At 70.9% G+C, this 16,851-nt stretch carries 16 protein-coding genes; 7 read left to right on the plus strand and 9 right to left on the minus strand.

Annotation, left to right across the window (positions count from 1 at the left end; all coding sequences use genetic code 11):
* Position 1 precedes the first annotated feature (1 nt).
* The 3 genes from FQY83_RS01130 to FQY83_RS01140 all read left to right on the plus strand — a co-directional run bounded on the left by FQY83_RS01130 (position 2) and on the right by FQY83_RS01140 (position 1,845).
* Positions 2 to 1,072, plus strand: coding sequence for a class III poly(R)-hydroxyalkanoic acid synthase subunit PhaC (locus FQY83_RS01130; protein WP_146384336.1), 1,071 nt, complete (start codon positions 2 to 4; stop codon positions 1,070 to 1,072).
* Positions 1,073 to 1,165: 93 nt separating this feature from the next.
* Complete coding sequence (locus tag FQY83_RS01135; RefSeq protein ID WP_146384338.1) at positions 1,166 to 1,378, plus strand: PspC domain-containing protein; 213 nt, start codon at positions 1,166 to 1,168, stop codon at positions 1,376 to 1,378.
* 50 nt (positions 1,379 to 1,428) lie between these two features.
* Positions 1,429 to 1,845, plus strand: coding sequence for a hypothetical protein (locus tag FQY83_RS01140; protein ID WP_146385283.1), 417 nt, complete (start codon positions 1,429 to 1,431; stop codon positions 1,843 to 1,845).
* 137 nt (positions 1,846 to 1,982) lie between these two features.
* Here the strand turns inward: FQY83_RS01140 and FQY83_RS17520 are convergent, their stop codons facing one another.
* Entirely contained in the window at positions 1,983 to 2,126 is a 144-nt protein-coding gene (locus FQY83_RS17520) for a hypothetical protein (protein WP_158636401.1), read from the minus strand.
* Positions 2,127 to 2,212: 86 nt separating this feature from the next.
* Here FQY83_RS17520 and FQY83_RS01145 point away from each other — a divergent pair, with 86 nt between their 5' ends.
* The gene (locus FQY83_RS01145) at positions 2,213 to 2,713 is read left to right on the plus strand and encodes a hypothetical protein (RefSeq protein ID WP_146384340.1); all 501 of its coding nucleotides are present in this window, start codon (positions 2,213 to 2,215) and stop codon (positions 2,711 to 2,713) included.
* A 39-nt stretch (positions 2,714 to 2,752) separates the two neighbouring features.
* On the opposite strand, the gene FQY83_RS01150 is transcribed toward FQY83_RS01145, so the two are convergent.
* The 5 genes from FQY83_RS01150 to FQY83_RS01170 all read right to left on the minus strand — a co-directional run bounded on the left by FQY83_RS01150 (position 2,753) and on the right by FQY83_RS01170 (position 8,513).
* Positions 2,753 to 3,565: an NRDE family protein gene (locus FQY83_RS01150; protein ID WP_146384342.1), complete on the minus strand. Its 813-nt coding sequence runs from the start codon at positions 3,563 to 3,565 to the stop codon at positions 2,753 to 2,755.
* A gap of 4 nt (positions 3,566 to 3,569) precedes the next feature.
* On the minus strand, positions 3,570 to 5,042 hold the full coding sequence (locus tag FQY83_RS01155) for an aldehyde dehydrogenase family protein (protein WP_146384344.1): 1,473 nt from the start codon (positions 5,040 to 5,042) through the stop codon (positions 3,570 to 3,572).
* A 63-nt stretch (positions 5,043 to 5,105) separates the two neighbouring features.
* Positions 5,106 to 6,752 (minus strand): acetolactate synthase large subunit, encoded by a 1,647-nt coding sequence (locus FQY83_RS01160; RefSeq protein ID WP_146384346.1) that lies wholly within the window; start codon positions 6,750 to 6,752, stop codon positions 5,106 to 5,108.
* A 51-nt stretch (positions 6,753 to 6,803) separates the two neighbouring features.
* The gene (gene xseA / locus FQY83_RS01165) at positions 6,804 to 8,171 is read right to left on the minus strand and encodes an exodeoxyribonuclease VII large subunit (protein ID WP_146384348.1); all 1,368 of its coding nucleotides are present in this window, start codon (positions 8,169 to 8,171) and stop codon (positions 6,804 to 6,806) included.
* Between the two features lie 36 nt (positions 8,172 to 8,207).
* Positions 8,208 to 8,513, minus strand: coding sequence for a DUF2218 domain-containing protein (locus FQY83_RS01170; protein WP_158636402.1), 306 nt, complete (start codon positions 8,511 to 8,513; stop codon positions 8,208 to 8,210).
* A 297-nt stretch (positions 8,514 to 8,810) separates the two neighbouring features.
* On the opposite strand from FQY83_RS01170, the gene ispG reads away from it, so the two are divergent.
* Both ispG and FQY83_RS01180 read left to right on the plus strand, forming a co-directional pair.
* The gene (ispG, locus tag FQY83_RS01175; RefSeq protein ID WP_146384353.1) at positions 8,811 to 10,097 is read left to right on the plus strand and encodes a flavodoxin-dependent (E)-4-hydroxy-3-methylbut-2-enyl-diphosphate synthase; all 1,287 of its coding nucleotides are present in this window, start codon (positions 8,811 to 8,813) and stop codon (positions 10,095 to 10,097) included.
* On the plus strand, positions 10,090 to 10,773 hold the full coding sequence (locus FQY83_RS01180) for a phosphatase PAP2 family protein (RefSeq protein WP_146384355.1): 684 nt from the start codon (positions 10,090 to 10,092) through the stop codon (positions 10,771 to 10,773). Before ispG ends, FQY83_RS01180 begins: the two co-directional genes overlap by 8 nt.
* Before the next feature lie 188 nt (positions 10,774 to 10,961).
* Here the strand turns inward: FQY83_RS01180 and FQY83_RS01185 are convergent, their stop codons facing one another.
* On the minus strand, positions 10,962 to 11,858 hold the full coding sequence (locus FQY83_RS01185; protein ID WP_158636403.1) for a GGDEF domain-containing protein: 897 nt from the start codon (positions 11,856 to 11,858) through the stop codon (positions 10,962 to 10,964).
* 85 nt (positions 11,859 to 11,943) lie between these two features.
* Between FQY83_RS01185 and FQY83_RS01190 the strand changes: the two genes are divergently transcribed.
* Positions 11,944 to 14,652: a serine/threonine-protein kinase gene (locus FQY83_RS01190; protein ID WP_158636404.1), complete on the plus strand. Its 2,709-nt coding sequence runs from the start codon at positions 11,944 to 11,946 to the stop codon at positions 14,650 to 14,652.
* A 234-nt stretch (positions 14,653 to 14,886) separates the two neighbouring features.
* On the opposite strand, the gene FQY83_RS01195 is transcribed toward FQY83_RS01190, so the two are convergent.
* Both FQY83_RS01195 and murB read right to left on the minus strand, forming a co-directional pair.
* On the minus strand, positions 14,887 to 15,816 hold the full coding sequence (locus tag FQY83_RS01195; RefSeq protein ID WP_238333360.1) for a DMT family transporter: 930 nt from the start codon (positions 15,814 to 15,816) through the stop codon (positions 14,887 to 14,889).
* Positions 15,810 to 16,850 carry a UDP-N-acetylmuramate dehydrogenase gene (murB, locus tag FQY83_RS01200; protein WP_146384361.1) on the minus strand — a complete coding sequence of 347 codons (1,041 nt, stop codon included), beginning with the start codon at positions 16,848 to 16,850 and terminating at the stop codon, positions 15,810 to 15,812. Before murB ends, FQY83_RS01195 begins: the two co-directional genes overlap by 7 nt.
* Between the last annotated feature and the right edge of the window lies 1 nt (position 16,851).

Raw genomic sequence — 16,851 nt, forward strand, 5'->3', positions numbered from 1 at the left:
CATGACCGGACCGCTGAACATCTCCATCGAACGCACGGCCGAGGAGGCGATGCGCTTCCAGCAGAAGCTGGGCGCGGGCCTGCAGACGCTGCGCGAGGTCGGCGACTACGACTACGGCGCGACCGCGAAGGAGGAAGTCTGGCGCGACGGCAAGGTGGCGCTGTACCGCTTCCGCGGCGAGCGCACACCGACCGCGAAGGTGCCGCTGCTGATCAGCTACGCGCTGGTCAACCGACCGTACATGGTCGACCTGCAGGCGGACCGCTCAATCGTGAAGGGGCTGCTGGAGCGCGGCGAGGACGTCTACATCATCGACTGGGGCTACCCGGACCGCTCCGACCGCTTCCTGACGCTGGAGGACTACATCGAGCGCTTCCTCGGCGGCGCGGTGGACCACCTGCGCCGCGCGCACGCGCTCGAATCGATCAACCTGCTCGGCATCTGCCAGGGCGGCGCGTTCTCGCTGTGCTACGCGGCGCTGAACCCGGGCAAGGTCCGCAACCTGATCACGATGGTCACGCCGGTCGATTTCCACACCGACGACAACATGCTGTCGAACTGGACCCGCGAGATGGACGTCGACCTGTTCGTCGACACGCTGGGCAACGTGCCGGCGGACATGATGAACATGTGCTACCTGACGCTGAAGCCGTGGCGGCTGTTCGTGCAGAAGTACGTGGGCCTGGTCGACATCCTCGACGATCGCAAGGCGATCGAGGACTTCCTGCGCATGGAGAAGTGGATCTTCGATTCGCCCGACCAGGCCGGCGAGGCCTTCCGCCAGTTCATCAAGCAGTTCTACCAGGGCAACGGCTTCATCAACGGCGGCATCGACATCGGCGGGCGCGAAGTGGAGCTGGGCTTCGTCGACATGCCGGTGCTGAACATCTACGCCGAGCAGGACCACCTGGTGCCGCCGGACGCGTCGCGCGCGCTCAAGGGCGTGGTCGGCAGCGACGACTACTCCGAGCTGTCGTTCCGCGGCGGGCACATCGGCATCTACGTGTCCGGCCGTGCGCAGAAGGAAGTGCCGACCGCGATCCACGACTGGCTGGCGGTGCGGGCAGGCTGAACGGAGTCGGGCGCGAACCGCGGCGCCCGCGGCAAGCGAATCCTTCACAACCGCCGAGCTAGACTGCGGTCGCACCCACGGGGGATCGCCGCCATGAGCCAGACAGCCGCCAAGCCATCCGGGTTGACCCGTTCGATCCACGACCGCGTGCTGGCCGGCGTCGTCGGCGGGATCGCGCACCGCTTCGGCTGGAGCCCGACCCTGCTGCGGATCCTGTACGTGGTGGTCTCGGTGCTGTCAGCGGCGTTCCCCGGCATCCTGGTCTACCTGGTGCTGTGGCTGCTGGTGCCGGAAGGCAACGATTGATCGAGGCCGCGGCGTCCGCGCGCCGGTCGCGCCCGCTGCGCGTGGCGGCGATGCTGCTCGGAATCGCGTGGACGCTGCCGAATTCGCTGCTCGGCCTGCTCGCGGGCGCGGCAGGGCTTGCGTTCGGCGCGCACGCGCACCTGAACCGGCGCGAGTGCGCGATCGTGTTCCATCGCTGGCCCTGGGGGCCGGGCGGGGCGCTGACGCTGGGCAACGTGATCCTGCACACCGGCGACACGCTCGATGCGAACTGCGTGACCTACGCGCATCGTGCCGGCCTGTGCGAGGAACCGGAGATCATGCTCGGCGACCACGAGCGCGCGCACGTCTACCAGTACATGGTGCTCGGCCCGCTGTTCCTGCCGCTGTACCTGCTGTGCGGCGGCGTCAGCGTGCGCAACCGCTTCGAGCGCGCGGCCGATCGCTATGCGCACACGGGCCGCGGCTGGTGGCCGTGGCCGGCGTGAACGCGACGCGACATCGCCCGGCCGACGAACGGTCGCGAATTTTTACAATCAGATAACAGCAACTGCGATAGGCTGTCCCCGTCGAAGAAAAAGCGGAAGGCGAAAGCCCGAAGCAATCGCTTCGACAAAAGGAAGGCTCAGCCGACCGGGTCAAACCGGGAGACTGGGCCTTCTGCTTTGCGGGTCATGGCAGCCACCGGAAATGAGGTGGATACGCCTCGATACGCATGGCGATCATGCGCAATGCGGCGCAACTGCATGAATTCCGTGTTGCTTGCCATCGCGGCATGCGATGGCGCAGGCTTGCCCGACACTTGGCGAGTGCGTGCAGTGGCGCGCCACTTGCGATTGTCGTCTGGAGAAGGGCATGAGCCGCAGCGGAATCCGCGATGATGTCGCCCCGTGGTCGTTCTTCCTGCCGGTGACGCTGGCGATCGTCGTCGGCGTCCTCGTGGCGGGATGGGTCCAGCGCGCGGTCGACGCCGTGTTCGGCGACGATCGTCGCGATGAGGCCACGGCGAGCGTGGTCGAGGCCGATCGCGCGGCTTCGGCCCGACCTGAGGCGGTTGAGGCGGACGCGGTGCAGGACGCGCAGATGCAGCCGGCCGCGCGAGCTGTCGCGACACCGGAGGTTGAGAGCATGCAGGAGCCGCCCGCATCGCCTGCGTCGACGCAGACGGGTTCCCGCACGACAGAAGAAGCGCCGCCGGTCCTGCCCGGTGCGATTGCCGCAAAGCGCGACGGTGCTCCCGAAGCCTGCATCAACGGCAGCATTGCGCTGCGCGACGCCAACGGTTGGCAGCAACTGCTGGAGAACGACGCACCGGTGCCCTGCACGGAACAGTCCGCCGCGCCGCACCAGGAATAGACCGGTAACAGGATAGGTCGGGGCTACGCCCCGACACTTTCAGCGTCCAGGCATTGCAACGCCCGTGATCGGCAGTTGCACGCACGAGGTGCCGACGGCATTGCCTTCGGCATCGAACCGGCGTTCCGCGAACAGCAGGCCACCGGGTCCGGCCAGGACCACGCTGCTGCAGCGCGTGCCGTAGCGCGCATCGAGCACGAACGGCGGCGACAGCGCGCGTTCCAGCACCAGTCCGACGCCGGTGTCGGGCAGGTCGGCGTCGTCGGCGCGGGTGGTGTCGCGCAGGGCGGCGAGCAGCGGTTCGATCGCGGACGGCAGCGCCTCGTCCGCAACCTCGGCCGCCGGAGATTCCAGCCAGGCGGCCAGCGCACGCGTCGCCCGCGTGCTTTTCGGCCAGGTGGCGTCGAAGGCGCCGTTCGACATCGCATGCAGGCCGGGTTCGACCGGACGCGCGGCAAACGCGGGATGGTTGCCCGCGAAGGCCAGCGCATCGCCGTCCCAGACCAGCAGGTTGAATCGCCCGTGTTCGCTGGCCGTCCGCGCCAGCGACGCGCTGAAGTCCCCGGCGGGCAGGTCGCCGCGCACGAAATCGCGCACCAGCCAGCCGCGCGACCGCGCCGCCGCCTCGGCCGTCAGGCCGGCGCGGACGTTGGTGACCGCGGCCAGGCGCCCGCGCGTGGACGCCTGCAGCCAGCCGCCGCCCTGCACGAGGTCGCGTCCGCCGTAGACCGACGGCGCGTCCGGATCGAACCCCGCCGGGGCCGAGGGCCGCGCGTGGAGTTCGTCGCGGTTGGCGATCAGCGCCAGCGGCCAGCGCGGATGCTTGCGCCATGCGAGCGCGACCAGGCACATGCGCTCAGGCCGCCGGCTGGTCGCGGATCACCAGCAGCCGCGGTTCGGTCATGTCCTCGATCGCGTACTTCACGCCTTCGCGGCCGAGTCCCGACTGCTTCACGCCGCCGTAGGGCATGTTGTCGACGCGGAAGCTCGGCACGTCGCCGACGACCACGCCGCCGACCTCCAGCCGGTCCCAGGCGCGCATCGCGTGCGCGAGGTTGCCGGTGAACACGCCGGCCTGCAGGCCGAAGTCGCTGGCGTTGACGGTGTCGAGCGCCGATTCGAAATCGTCGAACGGCTGCAGGCAGGCGACCGGGCCGAAGACCTCCTGGCGGTACAGGTCGCTCTCGCGCGGCACCTTTTCCATCAGCGTCGCCGGCAGCATGTTGCCCACGCGCTCGCCGCCGGCGAGGCGCTTGGCGCCGCCCTTGCGCGCGGCGGCGATCCAGGACTCGATGCGCTTGGCCGCCGCCTCGTCGATCACCGGGCCGATGAAGGTCTTCTCGTCGCGCGGATCGCCCATCGCCAGCGCGCCGACGCGCGCCCTGAGCTTCTTGCGCACGCGTTCATACAGGTCGCGGTGCACGAGGATGTGCTGCACGCTGATGCAGCTCTGGCCGGACTGGTAGTAGGCGCCGAACACCAGCCGGTCGACGATGTGGTCGATCGGCGCGCCGGGATCGGCGTCGACGATGCAGGCGGCGTTGCCGCCGAGTTCCAGCGTGACCTTCTTGCGGCCGGCGCGCGCCTTCAGCTCCCAGCCGACGAGACCGCCGGTGAAGCTGAGCAGGGCGATGCGCTCGTCCTCGGTCAGCGCGGCGGCGTCTTCGTTGCTGCAGGCGAGGATCGAGAACGCGCCTTTGGGCAGGTCGGTCTCGGCGAGGATCCCGCCGATGATCAGCGCGCCGACCGGGGTCTTCGCCGCCGGCTTGAGCACGAAGGGACAGCCGGCCGCGATCGCCGGCGCAACCTTGTGCGCGACCAGGTTCAGCGGGAAGTTGAACGGGGTGATGAAGCTGCACACGCCGATCGGCACGCGTTTGACCAGGCCGCGGTAGCCGCGGGTGCGCGCGGAGAGCTGCAGTTCGACGGCCCCGCCCTCGACCCGCGTCGCTTCGCCGGCGGCGATGCGGAAGGTGTCGATCAGGCGCTCGACTTCGCCGCGCGCGTCGCGGATCGGCTTGCCGGCCTCGATGCACAGCGCCAGCGCGAGTTCGTCGAAACGCTCCCGGAAGCGGCGGACGCAGTGTTCGAGCACGTCGCGACGTTTGTCGGGCGGGAAGGCTGCCATCGCCCCGCGCGCCCTGTGCGCGGCGACGATCGCCTTGCGCACCACGCCGGCGCCGACGAAGGCGGTGCGCGTGGCGACCTTGCCGCTGTACTTGTCCAGCACCTCGAGGTCGGCGTTGGGCTGTATCGGCTCGTTGGCGAGGTAACAGGGATACCGTCGCGCAAGGCCCGATGCGTTGGGTTTCTTCTTGCTGCGTGCCATGCATTGGCTCCTGGGGAATGGCGGGGAAGGGAAGGGCGGCGATCGTCGTGCGGTGCGCGCCGGTCAACGCACCGCCGCGGCGCGCTCGCCGATCTCGCGGTTGAGCAGGTCGTCGTCGCGGCCGTAGTCGACGGGGAGTTCGATCAGGTCGACCCCCGGCGCGTCCAGCGCCTGCCGCAGCAGTGCGGCGAAGTCGTCGATCGAACCGGCGCGATGCCCGCGCGCGCCGTAGCTCGCGGCGTAGCGGACGAAATCCGGGTTGCCGTAGTCCATGCCGAAACTGGCGTAGCCGTCGTGCGCCTGCTTCCACTTGATCATGCCGTAGGCATCGTCGCGCAGCACCAGCACGACCAGGTCGAGCCCGAGGCGCACCGCGGTCTCGAGTTCCTGCGAATTCATCATGAAGCCGCCGTCGCCGCAGACCGCGACGATCTTGCGGTCGGGATGCACCATCGCCGCGGCGATCGCCGACGGCAGCCCGGCGCCCATCGTCGCCAGCGCGTTGTCGAGCAGCAGGGTGTTGGGCAGGCGGCAGCGGGCGTGGCGCGCGAACCAGAGCTTGAACAGGCCGTTGTCGAGGCAGGCGATGTCCTGCGGCGACAGCGCCCGCGACAGTTCCGCCACCAGCCGCGGGACCGCCATCGGGAAACGCGCATCCTCGCCGAGTTCGCGCACGTTCGCGCACAGCGCCTCGCGCACGCGGTCGAAGAAGGCGAAGTCCCAGTGCGGCTGCGGTTCCAGCAGCTCGGCCAGCTGCCAGACCGAGTTGGCGATGTCGCCGACCACTTCGATCTGCGGGAAGTACACCTGGTCGACCACCGCCGGCGAGTAGTTGACGTGGACCACCGTGCGCCGGCCGCGGTGCATCGAGAACGGCGGCTTCTCGATCACGTCGTGGCCGATGTTGACGATGCAGTCGGCGGCGTCGATCGCGCGGTGCACGAAATCCCCGTCCGACAGCGCCGCGGTGCCGAGCCACAGCGGTCCCGATTCGTCCAGCACGCCCTTGCCCATCTGCGTGCTGAAGAACGGGATGCCCAGCCTGTTGACGAAGGCGCGCAGCATCTTCGACGTGGTCTTGCGGTTGGCGCCGGCGCCGATCATCAGCAGCGGGTGGCGCGCGGCGCGGATCGCATCGGCCGCGGCGGCGACCGCCTTGTGTTCGGCGAGCGGGCGGCGCGAGTAGGTGGGCGGCAGCACGATGGCTTCGGTGTCGTCGCCGGCGATGTCCTGCGGCAGTTCCAGGTGGGTGGCGCCGGGCCGCTCCTCCTGCGAGCGGCGGATCGCTTCGCGCACCTGCGCGGGGATGCCGTCGGCCGACACCAGCTGGCGGGTGTACTTGGTCAGCGGCCGCATCATGTCGACCACGTCGACGATCTGGAAATGCCCCTGGCGGCTGCTGCGGACCGGCTTCTGCCCGGTGATCATCAGCATCGGCATCGCGCCGAGCTGGGCGTAGGCCGCGGCGGTGACGAGGTTGGTCGCGCCCGGGCCGAGGGTGGCGAGGCAGACGCCGGTGCGGCCGGTGAGCCGGCCCCAGGTCGCGGCCATGAAGCCGGCGGCCTGCTCGTGCCGCGTCAGCACGAGGCGGATGCGCGAGTTGCGCAGCGATTCCAGCAGGGCCAGGGTTTCCTCGCCGGGAATGCCGAACACGTGGTCGACGCCTTCGGCTTCCAGCGCCTGGATGAACAGATCGGAGGCCTTGGTCATTGCGGGTCCATCTCCCATGCAGGGCGCGCGGGCGCCGTTCCGCGCGCGGGTTCAGTCTTCCGCACGTCGCTTCGTCGCGTCATCGATCGCCTCCACCCGCAGTTGCAATTGGCCGTCGACGAGGCGCGCCGACACCGGATCGCCCGCGGCGACATCGCGCGTGCTGCGCACGACGCGGCCGTCGTCGCGCTGCAGGATGCTGTAGCCGCGTCCGATCGTCGCCAGCGGGCTGACCGCCTCCAGCGAGCGCGCAAGCCCGCGCAGGTGCAGGGCGTCGCGCTGCAGGCGTCGAGCGATCGCCGCCTGCGGGCGCGGGCGCAGGACTGCGAGGCGCTCGTGCAGGGCCTGCAGCCGGCGCTGCGGGCGCGTGGCCTGGAGGACGGCATGCGCGTGGCGCAGGGTGGCGGCGTGCTGCTGCAGACGCAGTTGCCAGGCCGAGCGCAGGCGCCTCAGCGCGTCGTCGCGGCGTTGTGCGTAGGCCTGCAGCCGCGCCTGCGGGCGCAGCGCGTTCAGGCGCAGGGCGGCGCGGTCGCTGCGCTGCGCGAGCTGGCGCAGGTGGTTGGCCTGCAGCGCGGACAGGCGGCGCTGCAGGCCCGCAAGCCGGGTCGACAGGTCGCGCCCGTCCGGCACCAGCAGTTCGGCCGCGGCCGACGGCGTCGGCGCGCGCAGGTCGGCGGCGAAGTCGGACAGGCTGAAGTCGGTCTCGTGGCCGATCGCCGATACCACCGGCACCGGTGAGGCGGCGATGGTCCGCGCCAGCGTCTCGTCGTTGAAGGCCCACAGGTCTTCCAGCGAACCGCCGCCGCGCGCGAGCAGGATCGTGTCGTAGCGGCCGCTGTCGCCGGCGCGTCGCAGCATCGCCGTGATCTGCGCGGCGGCCGCCTCGCCCTGCACCGGCACCGGCAGGATCTCGACCTCGACCAGCGGGAAGCGGCGCGACAGCACGCTCAGCACGTCGCGCACCGCGGCGCCCGAGGGCGAGGTGATGACGGCGAGCCGGCGCACGTAATCCGGCAGCGAACGCTTGCGCGCGGCATCGAACACGCCCTCGGCCTGCAGCTTGGCCTTGAGCTGCTCGAACGCGCGGCGCAGCGCGCCTTCGCCGGCTTCCTCCAGCGAGTCGAGGATCAGCTGGTAGTCGCCGCGCGCCTCGTACAGCGTCAGGCGTCCGCGCGCGAGTACCTTCATGCCTTCGCGCGGCTGGAACCCCAGCCACTGGCTCTTGGGCTTGAACAGTGCGCAGCGCACCTGCGCGCGCGCGTCCTTCAGGGTGAAGTAGAGGTGGCCCGAGGCCGGGCGCGAGACGTTGCCCAGCTCGCCCTCGACGAACACCAGCGGGAAGGTGTCTTCCAGCAGGCTGCGGGCCAGCGTGTTCAGCTGGCTGGGCGTCAGGATTTCGCCGGTGACTGCGTCGGTCATGGCGGGCAGGATAGCCGTCGCGGCGTCACGGGCCCATCACGCCGCGCTGCCGGTCCCGGCGTCGCGCCAGTGGACGACGAGTTCGCCCGCGCGCGCCATGCGCTGCAGATGGCTCTCGACGACGCCCTGGAAGCGTTCGACGGTCGCCGCGTCGGCGGCCTCGACCCGCACGTGCAGCTGGCGATCGTCCGCGCGAAGCCAGGCCGTGGTGGTGGCGTCGAACGGGACGGTCGCGCTGGCGTCATCGAAGGTCACCGCCAGCTTGTGCGCCCAGTGGGTGCACAGGCGCTTGATCAGTCGGGAGGCTTCGGGGGTTTCGATGTCGGCGGTGGTGGCGGGCATGGGGCACTTCGATTGTGATCGGACTTGTTCGTCATCCCGGCGAAAGCCGGGATCCATTTTGATTCTCGGCTCAACGGGAACAGCAACAGCCAAATGGATCCCGGCTTTCGCCGGGATGACGACCGGGGCGGGATGATGGCCGGGGACGGGTAAGATCGGGTGGGGAAAGGAAGCGGCCCATTCTGGCGATGGCGCGGGGGCTCCGGGCGCGCGCGATCGAAACGGACCGTTGCAGGCCGTTCAGCGGGAGCGCGGCCGTGCGGGCGGGCGTCACCGGTTCGCGGGTAAAATGCCGCCATGTCCGCCCAGCCGCAGCCGTTGCCGCCCTGCCACGCCGATCCGGAGGCGCCCGCGTTCGGCCCGCTGCCGCGCCGGTCCACGCGCCAGGTGCGCATCGGCGGCGTCGCGGTCGGCGGCGATGCGCCGGTGGTGGTGCAGTCGATGACCAACACCGACACTGCCGACGTCGCGTCCACCGCGAAGCAGGTGGGCGAGCTGTGGCGCGCCGGCTCGGAGCTGGTGCGGATCACGGTCAACAACCCCGAGTCCGCCGCCGCGGTGCCGCGCATCGTCGAGCGCCTGGCGATGCAGGGCATCGAGGTGCCGATCATCGGCGACTTCCACTACAACGGCCACCAGCTGCTGGAGCGCGAGCCGGCCTGCGCGCAGGCGCTGGCCAAGTACCGCATCAACCCCGGCAACGTCGGCTTCGGCAAGAAGCGCGACACGCAGTTCGCGCAGCTGATCGAGTTCGCGATCCGCTACGACAAGCCGGTGCGCATCGGCGCCAACTGGGGATCGCTGGACCAGTCGCTGGCGGCGGCGCTGATGGACGAGAACGCGCAGCGCGCCGAGCCTTGGGACGCCGGCCGCGTGCTGCGCGAGGCGCTGATCCGCTCCGCCATCGATTCGGCCGAGCGTGCGGTCGAACTCGGCCTGGCGCGCGAGAAGATCGTGCTCAGTGCGAAGGTCAGCGGCGTGCAGGAGCTGATCGCGGTCTACCGCGACCTCGCGATGCGTTCGGATTTCGCCCTGCACCTGGGCCTGACCGAAGCCGGCATCGGCAGCAAGGGCATCGTCGCCTCCTGCGCCGCGCTCGGCGTGCTGCTGCAGGAAGGCATCGGCGACACCATCCGCATCTCGCTCACGCCCGACCCCGGTGCACCGCGCACCAAGGAAGTCGTGGTTGCGCAGGAGCTGCTGCAGACCATGGGCCTGCGCGCGTTCACGCCGATGGTCACCGCCTGCCCGGGCTGCGGCCGCACCACGTCCGAGTTCTTCCAGGAACTGGCGAAGGTGGTGCAGGAGCACGTGCGCGAGCGGATGCCGGAATGGAAGATCACGCATCCGGGCGCGGAGAACATGACCCTCGCGGTGATGGGCTGCGTGGTCAACGGTCCCGGCGAATCGCGCCACGCCAACATCGGCATCTCGCTGCCGGGTACCGGCGAGGCGCCGTCGGCGCCGGTGTTCATCGACGGCGAGAAGGCGGTGACCCTGCGCGGCGAGAACATCGCCCACGAGTTCGTCGCCCTAGTCGACGACTACGTGCATCGCACCTACGGCCGCGGCGCGGATGCCTGAGGCCGGCTGGCGGCGTGACGCCGTCGATGCCTGCGGCAGCCTCGCGCGCCGGCACGGCTGGAAGCTGGTCCTGCTGTTCATCGGCGTGCTGCTGCCGATGTGGGCGTTCATGGAGCTGGCCGACGAGGTGCACGAGGCCGAGGCGATTCCATTCGACGAGCCGATCCTGCTGTTCGCGCGCGCGATGGCGGGCGAGGGCTTCGATCGCGTGTTCCTGTTCTTCTCGCAGATCGGCTACGCGCGGGGCGTGGTGCCGGTCGACGTCGGCCTGGTGCTGGTCGCGCTGGCGCTGCGGCGCTGGCGCGAGGGCCTGTTCGCGGCGGTGGCGACCGGTGGCTCGGGGCTGCTCAACATCGCCACCAAGCAACTGTTCGCGCGCGAGCGCCCGGGCCTGTGGGAATCGATCGCGCCGGAGACCAGCTACAGCTTCCCCAGCGGCCACGCGATGGGTTCGATGACCCTGGCCCTGGTGCTGGTGCTGCTGGCGTGGCCGACGCGTGCGCGCGGGTGGGTGGTCGCGGCGATGACGGTGTTCGTGCCGATGGTGGGACTGTCGCGGGTGTACCTCGGCGTGCATTACCCGTCCGACATCCTCGCAGGATGGGCGGCGGCGTCGATCTGGACGGTGGGCGCGTGGCTGCTGGTGATGCGGGACGGGGCGCGGCCGGCAGGGTAGGGGCCACGGCCTTGCCGTTCCCTCTCCGTCATCCCCGCGAAGGCGGGGATCCAGCGTCTTTGCCGCAGAGGCCGCAGAGACGGCTGTGGCAAGACGGGCACCATTTGAGGTTGCCGAGAAAGACGCTGGGTCCCCGCCTTTGCGGGGATGACGGTTCTTTGCACTTCGGGGGCGCGACGAATTCCTGTTCAGGGCGCCACGCAGACCCGGTCGCGCCCCTCGTGCTTGGCGCGGTACAGCGCGGCGTCGGCGGCGGCCAGCAGCGCGGAGCGGTTGCCTTCGGGCACCGCGAGCGAGGCGACGCCGACGCTGACGGTGATCCGCCGCGGCGATCCGCCCGGCGCGAAGCGGGCGTCCGCGATCGCGGCGCGCAGGCGCTCGGCGAAGGACTTCGCCGCCTCGGCATCGCATTCGGGCAGCAGCACCGCGAACTCCTCGCCGCCGATGCGCGAGGCGATGTCGTCGCCGCGCACGTGCTCGCGGACGATCGCCGCGATCAGGCGCAGCACCTCATCGCCTGCGATGTGGCCGAAGGTGTCGTTGACCGGCTTGAACAGGTCGACGTCGACGATGCACAGGGCGAGGTTGCGCCGGTGGCGCAGGGCGCGCGCGATCTCCTTGTCGAGCATCTCCATGAAGTGGCGGCGGTTGTACAGCTCGGTCAGCGCGTCGTGCGTGGCGAGCTGGTAGATCTCCTCGTGGTAGCGCGCCTCGACGCTGGTCTGGCCGATGAACTTGAGGATGCTTTCCCCGACCACGACGTGGTCGCCGTCGGCCAGCGTCGCGTCCTCGATCGGCGCATCGTTGAGCCGCGTGCGGTTGGTCGCGCCGAGGTCGAGGATGCGGTAGGCGTCGCCGTCGAGCCAGATGCGGCAGTGCTCGCGCGAGACGCTCTTGTGGGCGATGACCAGGTCGGCTTCCTGCGAGCGTCCGACCAGCACCGGCGCGGCGCCGATGTCGGCGCGGCGGCCGAGGCCTTCGCCGTGGATCACCACCACGCAGGCCGAACGCGGGCCGGGACGCAGCGGCCCGCCGCTGAGCAGGGTGCGCTGGGTGATGCCGGATGGATCGTCGGGCGTGGACATGGCAACCGATGAGTGTACCCGGTCACCGAAGCGGTGAGCCGTTTCCGCTAGGATGGCCGGCGCGACGTGGCCGACGGGGGGCGCCATGACGATGCCGATCGATCACCAGGATCCGGACAGCACCGAGCTGCTGTCCACGCGTTCGCCGGGCGCATCGCCTGCGAACGGCGCGGCCTTGCCCGCCGGCACGCGGCTGGGCCGCTACCGCGTCGAGTCGCTGCTTGGCCGCGGCGGCATGGGCGAGGTGTACCGCGCGCAGCAGCTCGAACCGGTGCGGCGCACGGTCGCGCTCAAGCTGCTGCGCGCGCGGACGCTGGATGCGCGGCGCAAGGCCCATTTCGAGATCGAGCGCCAGGTGCTGGCGCAGATGCGGCATCCGGCGATCGCGCAGATCTACGACGCCGACACCACCGAGGACGGGCACCCGTTCTTCGCGATGGAATTCATCGACGGGCAGACGATCACCCGCTACTGCGAGGACAACGCGCTGCCGCTCGCGCGCCGCATCGAACTGTTCGTCCAGGCCTGCGAAGGCGTGCAGCACGCGCACCAGAAGGGCGTGATCCATCGCGACCTCAAGCCGGGCAACCTGCTGGTGGAGGAGGTGGACGGCCGCGCGCTGCCGAAGATCATCGACTTCGGCATCGCCACCGCGTCGACTCTGGCCGGCACGCACGAGGTCGCGGGCACGCCGGACTACATGAGCCCGGAGCAGGCCGCCGGCGACCAGTCGCTGGTCGACACGCGCAGCGACGTGTACTCGCTGGGCGTGGTCCTGTGCGAATTGCTGACCGGACAGCGGCCGAAGCTCGCCGGTGAAACCGTCACTGCGGACAGCCGCACCCTGCGTCGCCCGTCCGAACAACTGGACACCCTGCCGCCGGGCGAAGCGGACCGCGTCGCCGGCCGGCAGGGCCAACCGCTGGCGGCGATGCGGCGCGTGTTGCGCGGCGAGCTGGACTGGGTGGTGCTGAAGGCCATGCAGCACGACCGCGCCGACCGCTACCCGTCGGCTGCGGCGCTGGCCGACGACCTGCGCCGCTTCCTCGACGGCCGCACGGTGCTCGCCGTGCCCGCGTCGCGGCGCTACGCGTGGCGCAAGTTCGCACGCCGGCATCGCGCCGGACTGGCGGCGGCGGCGGTCGCGCTGGCGGCGCTGGTCGGCGGGCTGGCGCTGTCGCTGCACGGGCTGATGCAGGCGCGCGAGCAGCGCCGGGTGGCCGAGCAGCGCAGCAGTGAATTGAAGAAGGTCGTGGATTTCCAGCAGTCGATGCTCGAATCACTGGACATGCAGGTGCTCGGCGCGCGCATGGGCGAGGCACTGGAGCAGCAGGTGGGCGCCGCCGCGCCGGACCAGGGCGACGACTTCCGCGCCCTGCTGGCCCGCGCCGACACCACCGACATCGCGCGCGGACTGGTCGACTACGGCCTGCTGTCGGGCGCGGAGGCGGCGTTGGACCGCGATTTCGCCGACGATCCGCAGCTGGCCGCCGAACTGCGCGAATCGGTGGCGCGCGTGCAGTCGGTGCTCGGGCTGGACGCGAAGGCGGCGCGGACCTTCGCCAGCGTCGCCGACTACCGCGGCGCGGCGCTCGGCGAAGCCGCGCCCGAAACCCTGCGCGCGCGCCGGGCGCAGGTCGGCGCGCTGGTGGCCTCGGCCGAGTACGACGCCGCCGAAGCGGCGCTGCGGCGCAGCCTGCCGGAGCTGACACGACTGCCGGCGAACGATCCGACCCGGGTCGGGCTGGAGTTGGCGCAGGCCGAGATCGTGTACGCGCGCGGCGACCTGCAGGCCGCGCGCGCGACGCGCCAGTCGCTGCTGGATGGACTGCTCGAACGATACGGCGAGGACGATCCGGCCGTGGCCTCCGCGCGCGGCGCGCTGGCGGCGTCGCAGCGGCAGATGGGCGAATTCGACGCCGCCGCCGGCAACCAGGAGAAGGTGGTCGCGTCGCGCCTGCGACAGCTCGGCCCGCGGCACGACGACACCCTGGACGCGCAGCGCAACCTCGCGGTGCTGCGCATGCAGTCCGGGCGCAGGTCCGAGGCGGTGCAGCTGCAGGAACAGGTGGCGCAGGCCACGGTGGCCCGCTACGGCAACGAACACCCGCGCAGCCTGGCCGCGCGCGCCACCCTGGGCACGATGTACGCCGACGCCCACCAGGCCGAAAAAGCGCTCCCGCTGCTGCAGTCCGTGCTGGAAGCGCGCGAACGCGTGCTCGGCCGTGAGCACCCCGAGACCGTCCGCACCCGCCTCAACCTGGCGACCACGCACGCACGACTGGACGACTTTGCGGGCGCGCTGCCGCTGGAGCAGCAGGTGATCGAAACGCGCAGCCGGCGGCTGGGCGAACGCCATCCCGATACGCTGTCGATCGTCGTCAACCACGCCAGCACGCTGCGCTGGGCGGGACGCTACGGGGAAGCGCTGGAGCTGCTGCAGGACGCGGCCCCGCAGGTGCTCGAGACGCTGGGAGAGAGGCACCCGCTGCATCGGGCGGTGCTGTCGATACGCGCGGACACCCTGGTCAGGAGCGGTCGCCATGCGGAAGGCCTCGCCACGTTCCGCGAGGCGGTGGAGGTGCGCCAGCGCGTGCTCGGCGAGCGGCACCACGAAACGCTGCGAACGGTCTGGGAACTGGTCGAGGCCTGCCGGCAGGCCGGCCGGGACGGCGAGGCCGAGCGCTGGTGGCAGAGTGACCTCGCGCCACTGCTGGCCGCGGACCCCGACACCCTGGACGAACCGCTCGCCAACCTGGCCGGCGCGATCCGTTCGCGCACGGAAGCCCGCTGAGGTTTACCGCGCTCCGTCATCCCCGCGAAGGCGGGGACCCAGTGTATTCACTCTTCTCCCAAATGAGCAGGCAACCCCGGGACAAAAAAGCCTGTCATTTCGACCGCAGGGAGAAATCTTCCTTTCCCCTGCGCCGGAGACGAGATTTCTCCCTGCGGTCGAAATGACATGGTTTGCTTCCTGCGCTCGCGAGAAAGGGCATGCGTCGGGGGCGTAGCCCCGACCTACGGACCGCTATTCGCCCGGCTTGGCCGCCTCCAGCGGCGCCTGCGTCGCCGCGCGCCGCTGCAGCGTCGCCTCGCGGTGCGCGATGTAGCCGTTGGCGCCGAGCACGATCGCGGCGCCGAGCATGGTCCAGGCGTCGATCGTCTCGCCGAACAGCCACCAGCCCAGCGCCACCAGCACGGGCAACTGCACGAAGCTGATCGGCTGCAGCGCCGAGACTTCGCCGAGCGCGATCGCCCGCGTCCACAGCAATTGGCCGAAGGTACCCATCACGCCGGTCGCGACCAGCCACAGCCAGGCGGTCGGGCCAGGCCAGGTCCACTGGAACAGCGCCGGCAGCAGCGACATCGGCACCCAGAACGCGTAGGTGTAGAACACGACCGTGTCCGGCGCGTCGAAGCGCGAGAGCTGCTTGATCTGGATCGCGACGATGCCCGCGAACAGCGCGCCCATCAGGGCCACGATCATGCCCGGCGTGAAGCCGGTGCCCGGCCGCAGGATCACCAGCACGCCGGCGAAGCCCGCCGCCACCGCCATCCAGCGACGGATGCGCACCTTCTCGCCCAGCCACAGCACCGCGCCGATGGTGACGAACAGCGGCGTGGCGTAAGACAGCGACACCGCCTGCGCCAGCGGCAGGTGGCCCACGGCCCAGAAGCCGCACAGCATCGAGGCCAGGCCGATGGTCGTGCGCACGAAGTAGCGCCCGAGGTGGCGCGTGCGCGGCAGGGCGGCGCCGCGGCGCAGGATCAGCGGCAGCAGCGCGGCCAGGCCGAAGAGGTTGCGGAAGAAGGCGATCTCGGTGGTCGGGATCGTGGCGGTGGCGAAGCGGATGGCCAGCGCCATCATCGCGAACGACAGCGTGCTACCCAGCATCAGCAGCGCGGCGCGGCCGTACACGGAGGTCGGCCATCGCAGTGGCGTCGCCCCGCTCACCATCGTTCGCCGACGATCCGCGGCTCCGGCTCGAGTGCCACGCCGAAGCGCTCCCGCACCGAAGCGGCGATCCGCCGCGCCAGCGCCAGCAGCTGCGCGCCGGTGGCCCCGCCGTGGTTGACCAGGACCAGCGCGTGCTGCGCCGACACGCCGGCATCGCCGTCGCGATGGCCCTTCCAGCCGCAGGCGTCGATCAGCCAGGCCGCCGAGAGCTTGCGGGTGGCCTCGTCGCCGGTGTGGAACTGCGGCAGCTGCGGATGTGCGCTGGCGAGCGCATCGGCCCGGGCGGTCGCCACGATCGGATTCTTGAAGAAGCTGCCGGCGTTGCCGATCGCGGCCGGGTCGGGCAGCTTGCGGCGGCGGATGGTGCACACGGCCTCGAAGACCTGCATCGGCGTCGGCGACTCGATGCCGTCCGCCGCCAGCGCCTCGCGCACGCCGGCATAGTCGATGCGCACCGCGGCTTCGCGCGGCAGGCGGAACTCGACCGCGGTGACGATGAAGCGGTCGGTTTCGCGCTTGAACAGGCTGTCGCGGTAGGCAAAGGCGCAATCCGCACGCGCGAGCCGCAGGCGGTCGCCGCTGGCCGGCTCGAAGGCTTCGACGAGGTGGACGAACTCCTGCACTTCGACGCCGTAGGCGCCGATGTTCTGGATCGGCGCCGCGCCGACCGTGCCCGGGATCAGCGCGAGGTTCTCCAGGCCCGACAGGCCCTGGTCGAGCGTCCAGCGCACGAAGGCGTGCCAGTGGGCGCCGGCGTCGGCGCGGACGATCGCGTGCGTGCCGTCGTCCGCGGTGATGCGCATGCCGGCGGCCTGCAGCGACAGCACCACGCCGGCCGGATCGCCCGCGAACAGCAGGTTGCTGCCGCCGCCGAGCACCAGCGGCGGAAGGCCTGCGGGCACGTGCCGCGCGAAGACTTCGGCGAGGCCGGAGGCATCGTCGACTTCGACCAGCACCGGCGCGCGTGCGGCCACCCCGAAGGTGTTGCGCGCGCGCAGGTCGGCGTCACGGGACACGCGGCAGGCGACGCTCATC

Origin of the sequence: Luteimonas marina, from assembly GCF_007859325.1 — a bacterium.
In the GTDB taxonomy this organism is placed as follows: Bacteria; Pseudomonadota; Gammaproteobacteria; order Xanthomonadales; family Xanthomonadaceae; genus Luteimonas; species Luteimonas marina.

Coding starts and splice junctions, on each gene's coding strand:
- FQY83_RS17520 (WP_158636401.1), bottom strand. CDS start 2,126: ATGGCAAGCAACACGGAATTCATGCAGTTGCGCCGCATTGCGCATGAT.
- FQY83_RS01190 (WP_158636404.1), top strand. CDS start 11,944: ATGACGATGCCGATCGATCACCAGGATCCGGACAGCACCGAGCTGCTG.
- FQY83_RS01140 (WP_146385283.1), top strand. CDS start 1,429: ATGCTGCTCGGAATCGCGTGGACGCTGCCGAATTCGCTGCTCGGCCTG.
- FQY83_RS01155 (WP_146384344.1), bottom strand. CDS start 5,042: ATGGCACGCAGCAAGAAGAAACCCAACGCATCGGGCCTTGCGCGACGG.
- FQY83_RS01135 (WP_146384338.1), top strand. CDS start 1,166: ATGAGCCAGACAGCCGCCAAGCCATCCGGGTTGACCCGTTCGATCCAC.
- ispG (WP_146384353.1), top strand. CDS start 8,811: ATGTCCGCCCAGCCGCAGCCGTTGCCGCCCTGCCACGCCGATCCGGAG.
- FQY83_RS01130 (WP_146384336.1), top strand. CDS start 2: ATGACCGGACCGCTGAACATCTCCATCGAACGCACGGCCGAGGAGGCG.
- FQY83_RS01195 (WP_238333360.1), bottom strand. CDS start 15,816: ATGGTGAGCGGGGCGACGCCACTGCGATGGCCGACCTCCGTGTACGGC.
- FQY83_RS01170 (WP_158636402.1), bottom strand. CDS start 8,513: ATGCCCGCCACCACCGCCGACATCGAAACCCCCGAAGCCTCCCGACTG.
- FQY83_RS01150 (WP_146384342.1), bottom strand. CDS start 3,565: ATGTGCCTGGTCGCGCTCGCATGGCGCAAGCATCCGCGCTGGCCGCTG.
- FQY83_RS01160 (WP_146384346.1), bottom strand. CDS start 6,752: ATGACCAAGGCCTCCGATCTGTTCATCCAGGCGCTGGAAGCCGAAGGC.
- FQY83_RS01145 (WP_146384340.1), top strand. CDS start 2,213: ATGAGCCGCAGCGGAATCCGCGATGATGTCGCCCCGTGGTCGTTCTTC.
- FQY83_RS01185 (WP_158636403.1), bottom strand. CDS start 11,858: ATGTCCACGCCCGACGATCCATCCGGCATCACCCAGCGCACCCTGCTC.
- xseA (WP_146384348.1), bottom strand. CDS start 8,171: ATGACCGACGCAGTCACCGGCGAAATCCTGACGCCCAGCCAGCTGAAC.
- FQY83_RS01180 (WP_146384355.1), top strand. CDS start 10,090: ATGCCTGAGGCCGGCTGGCGGCGTGACGCCGTCGATGCCTGCGGCAGC.
- murB (WP_146384361.1), bottom strand. CDS start 16,850: ATGAGCGTCGCCTGCCGCGTGTCCCGTGACGCCGACCTGCGCGCGCGC.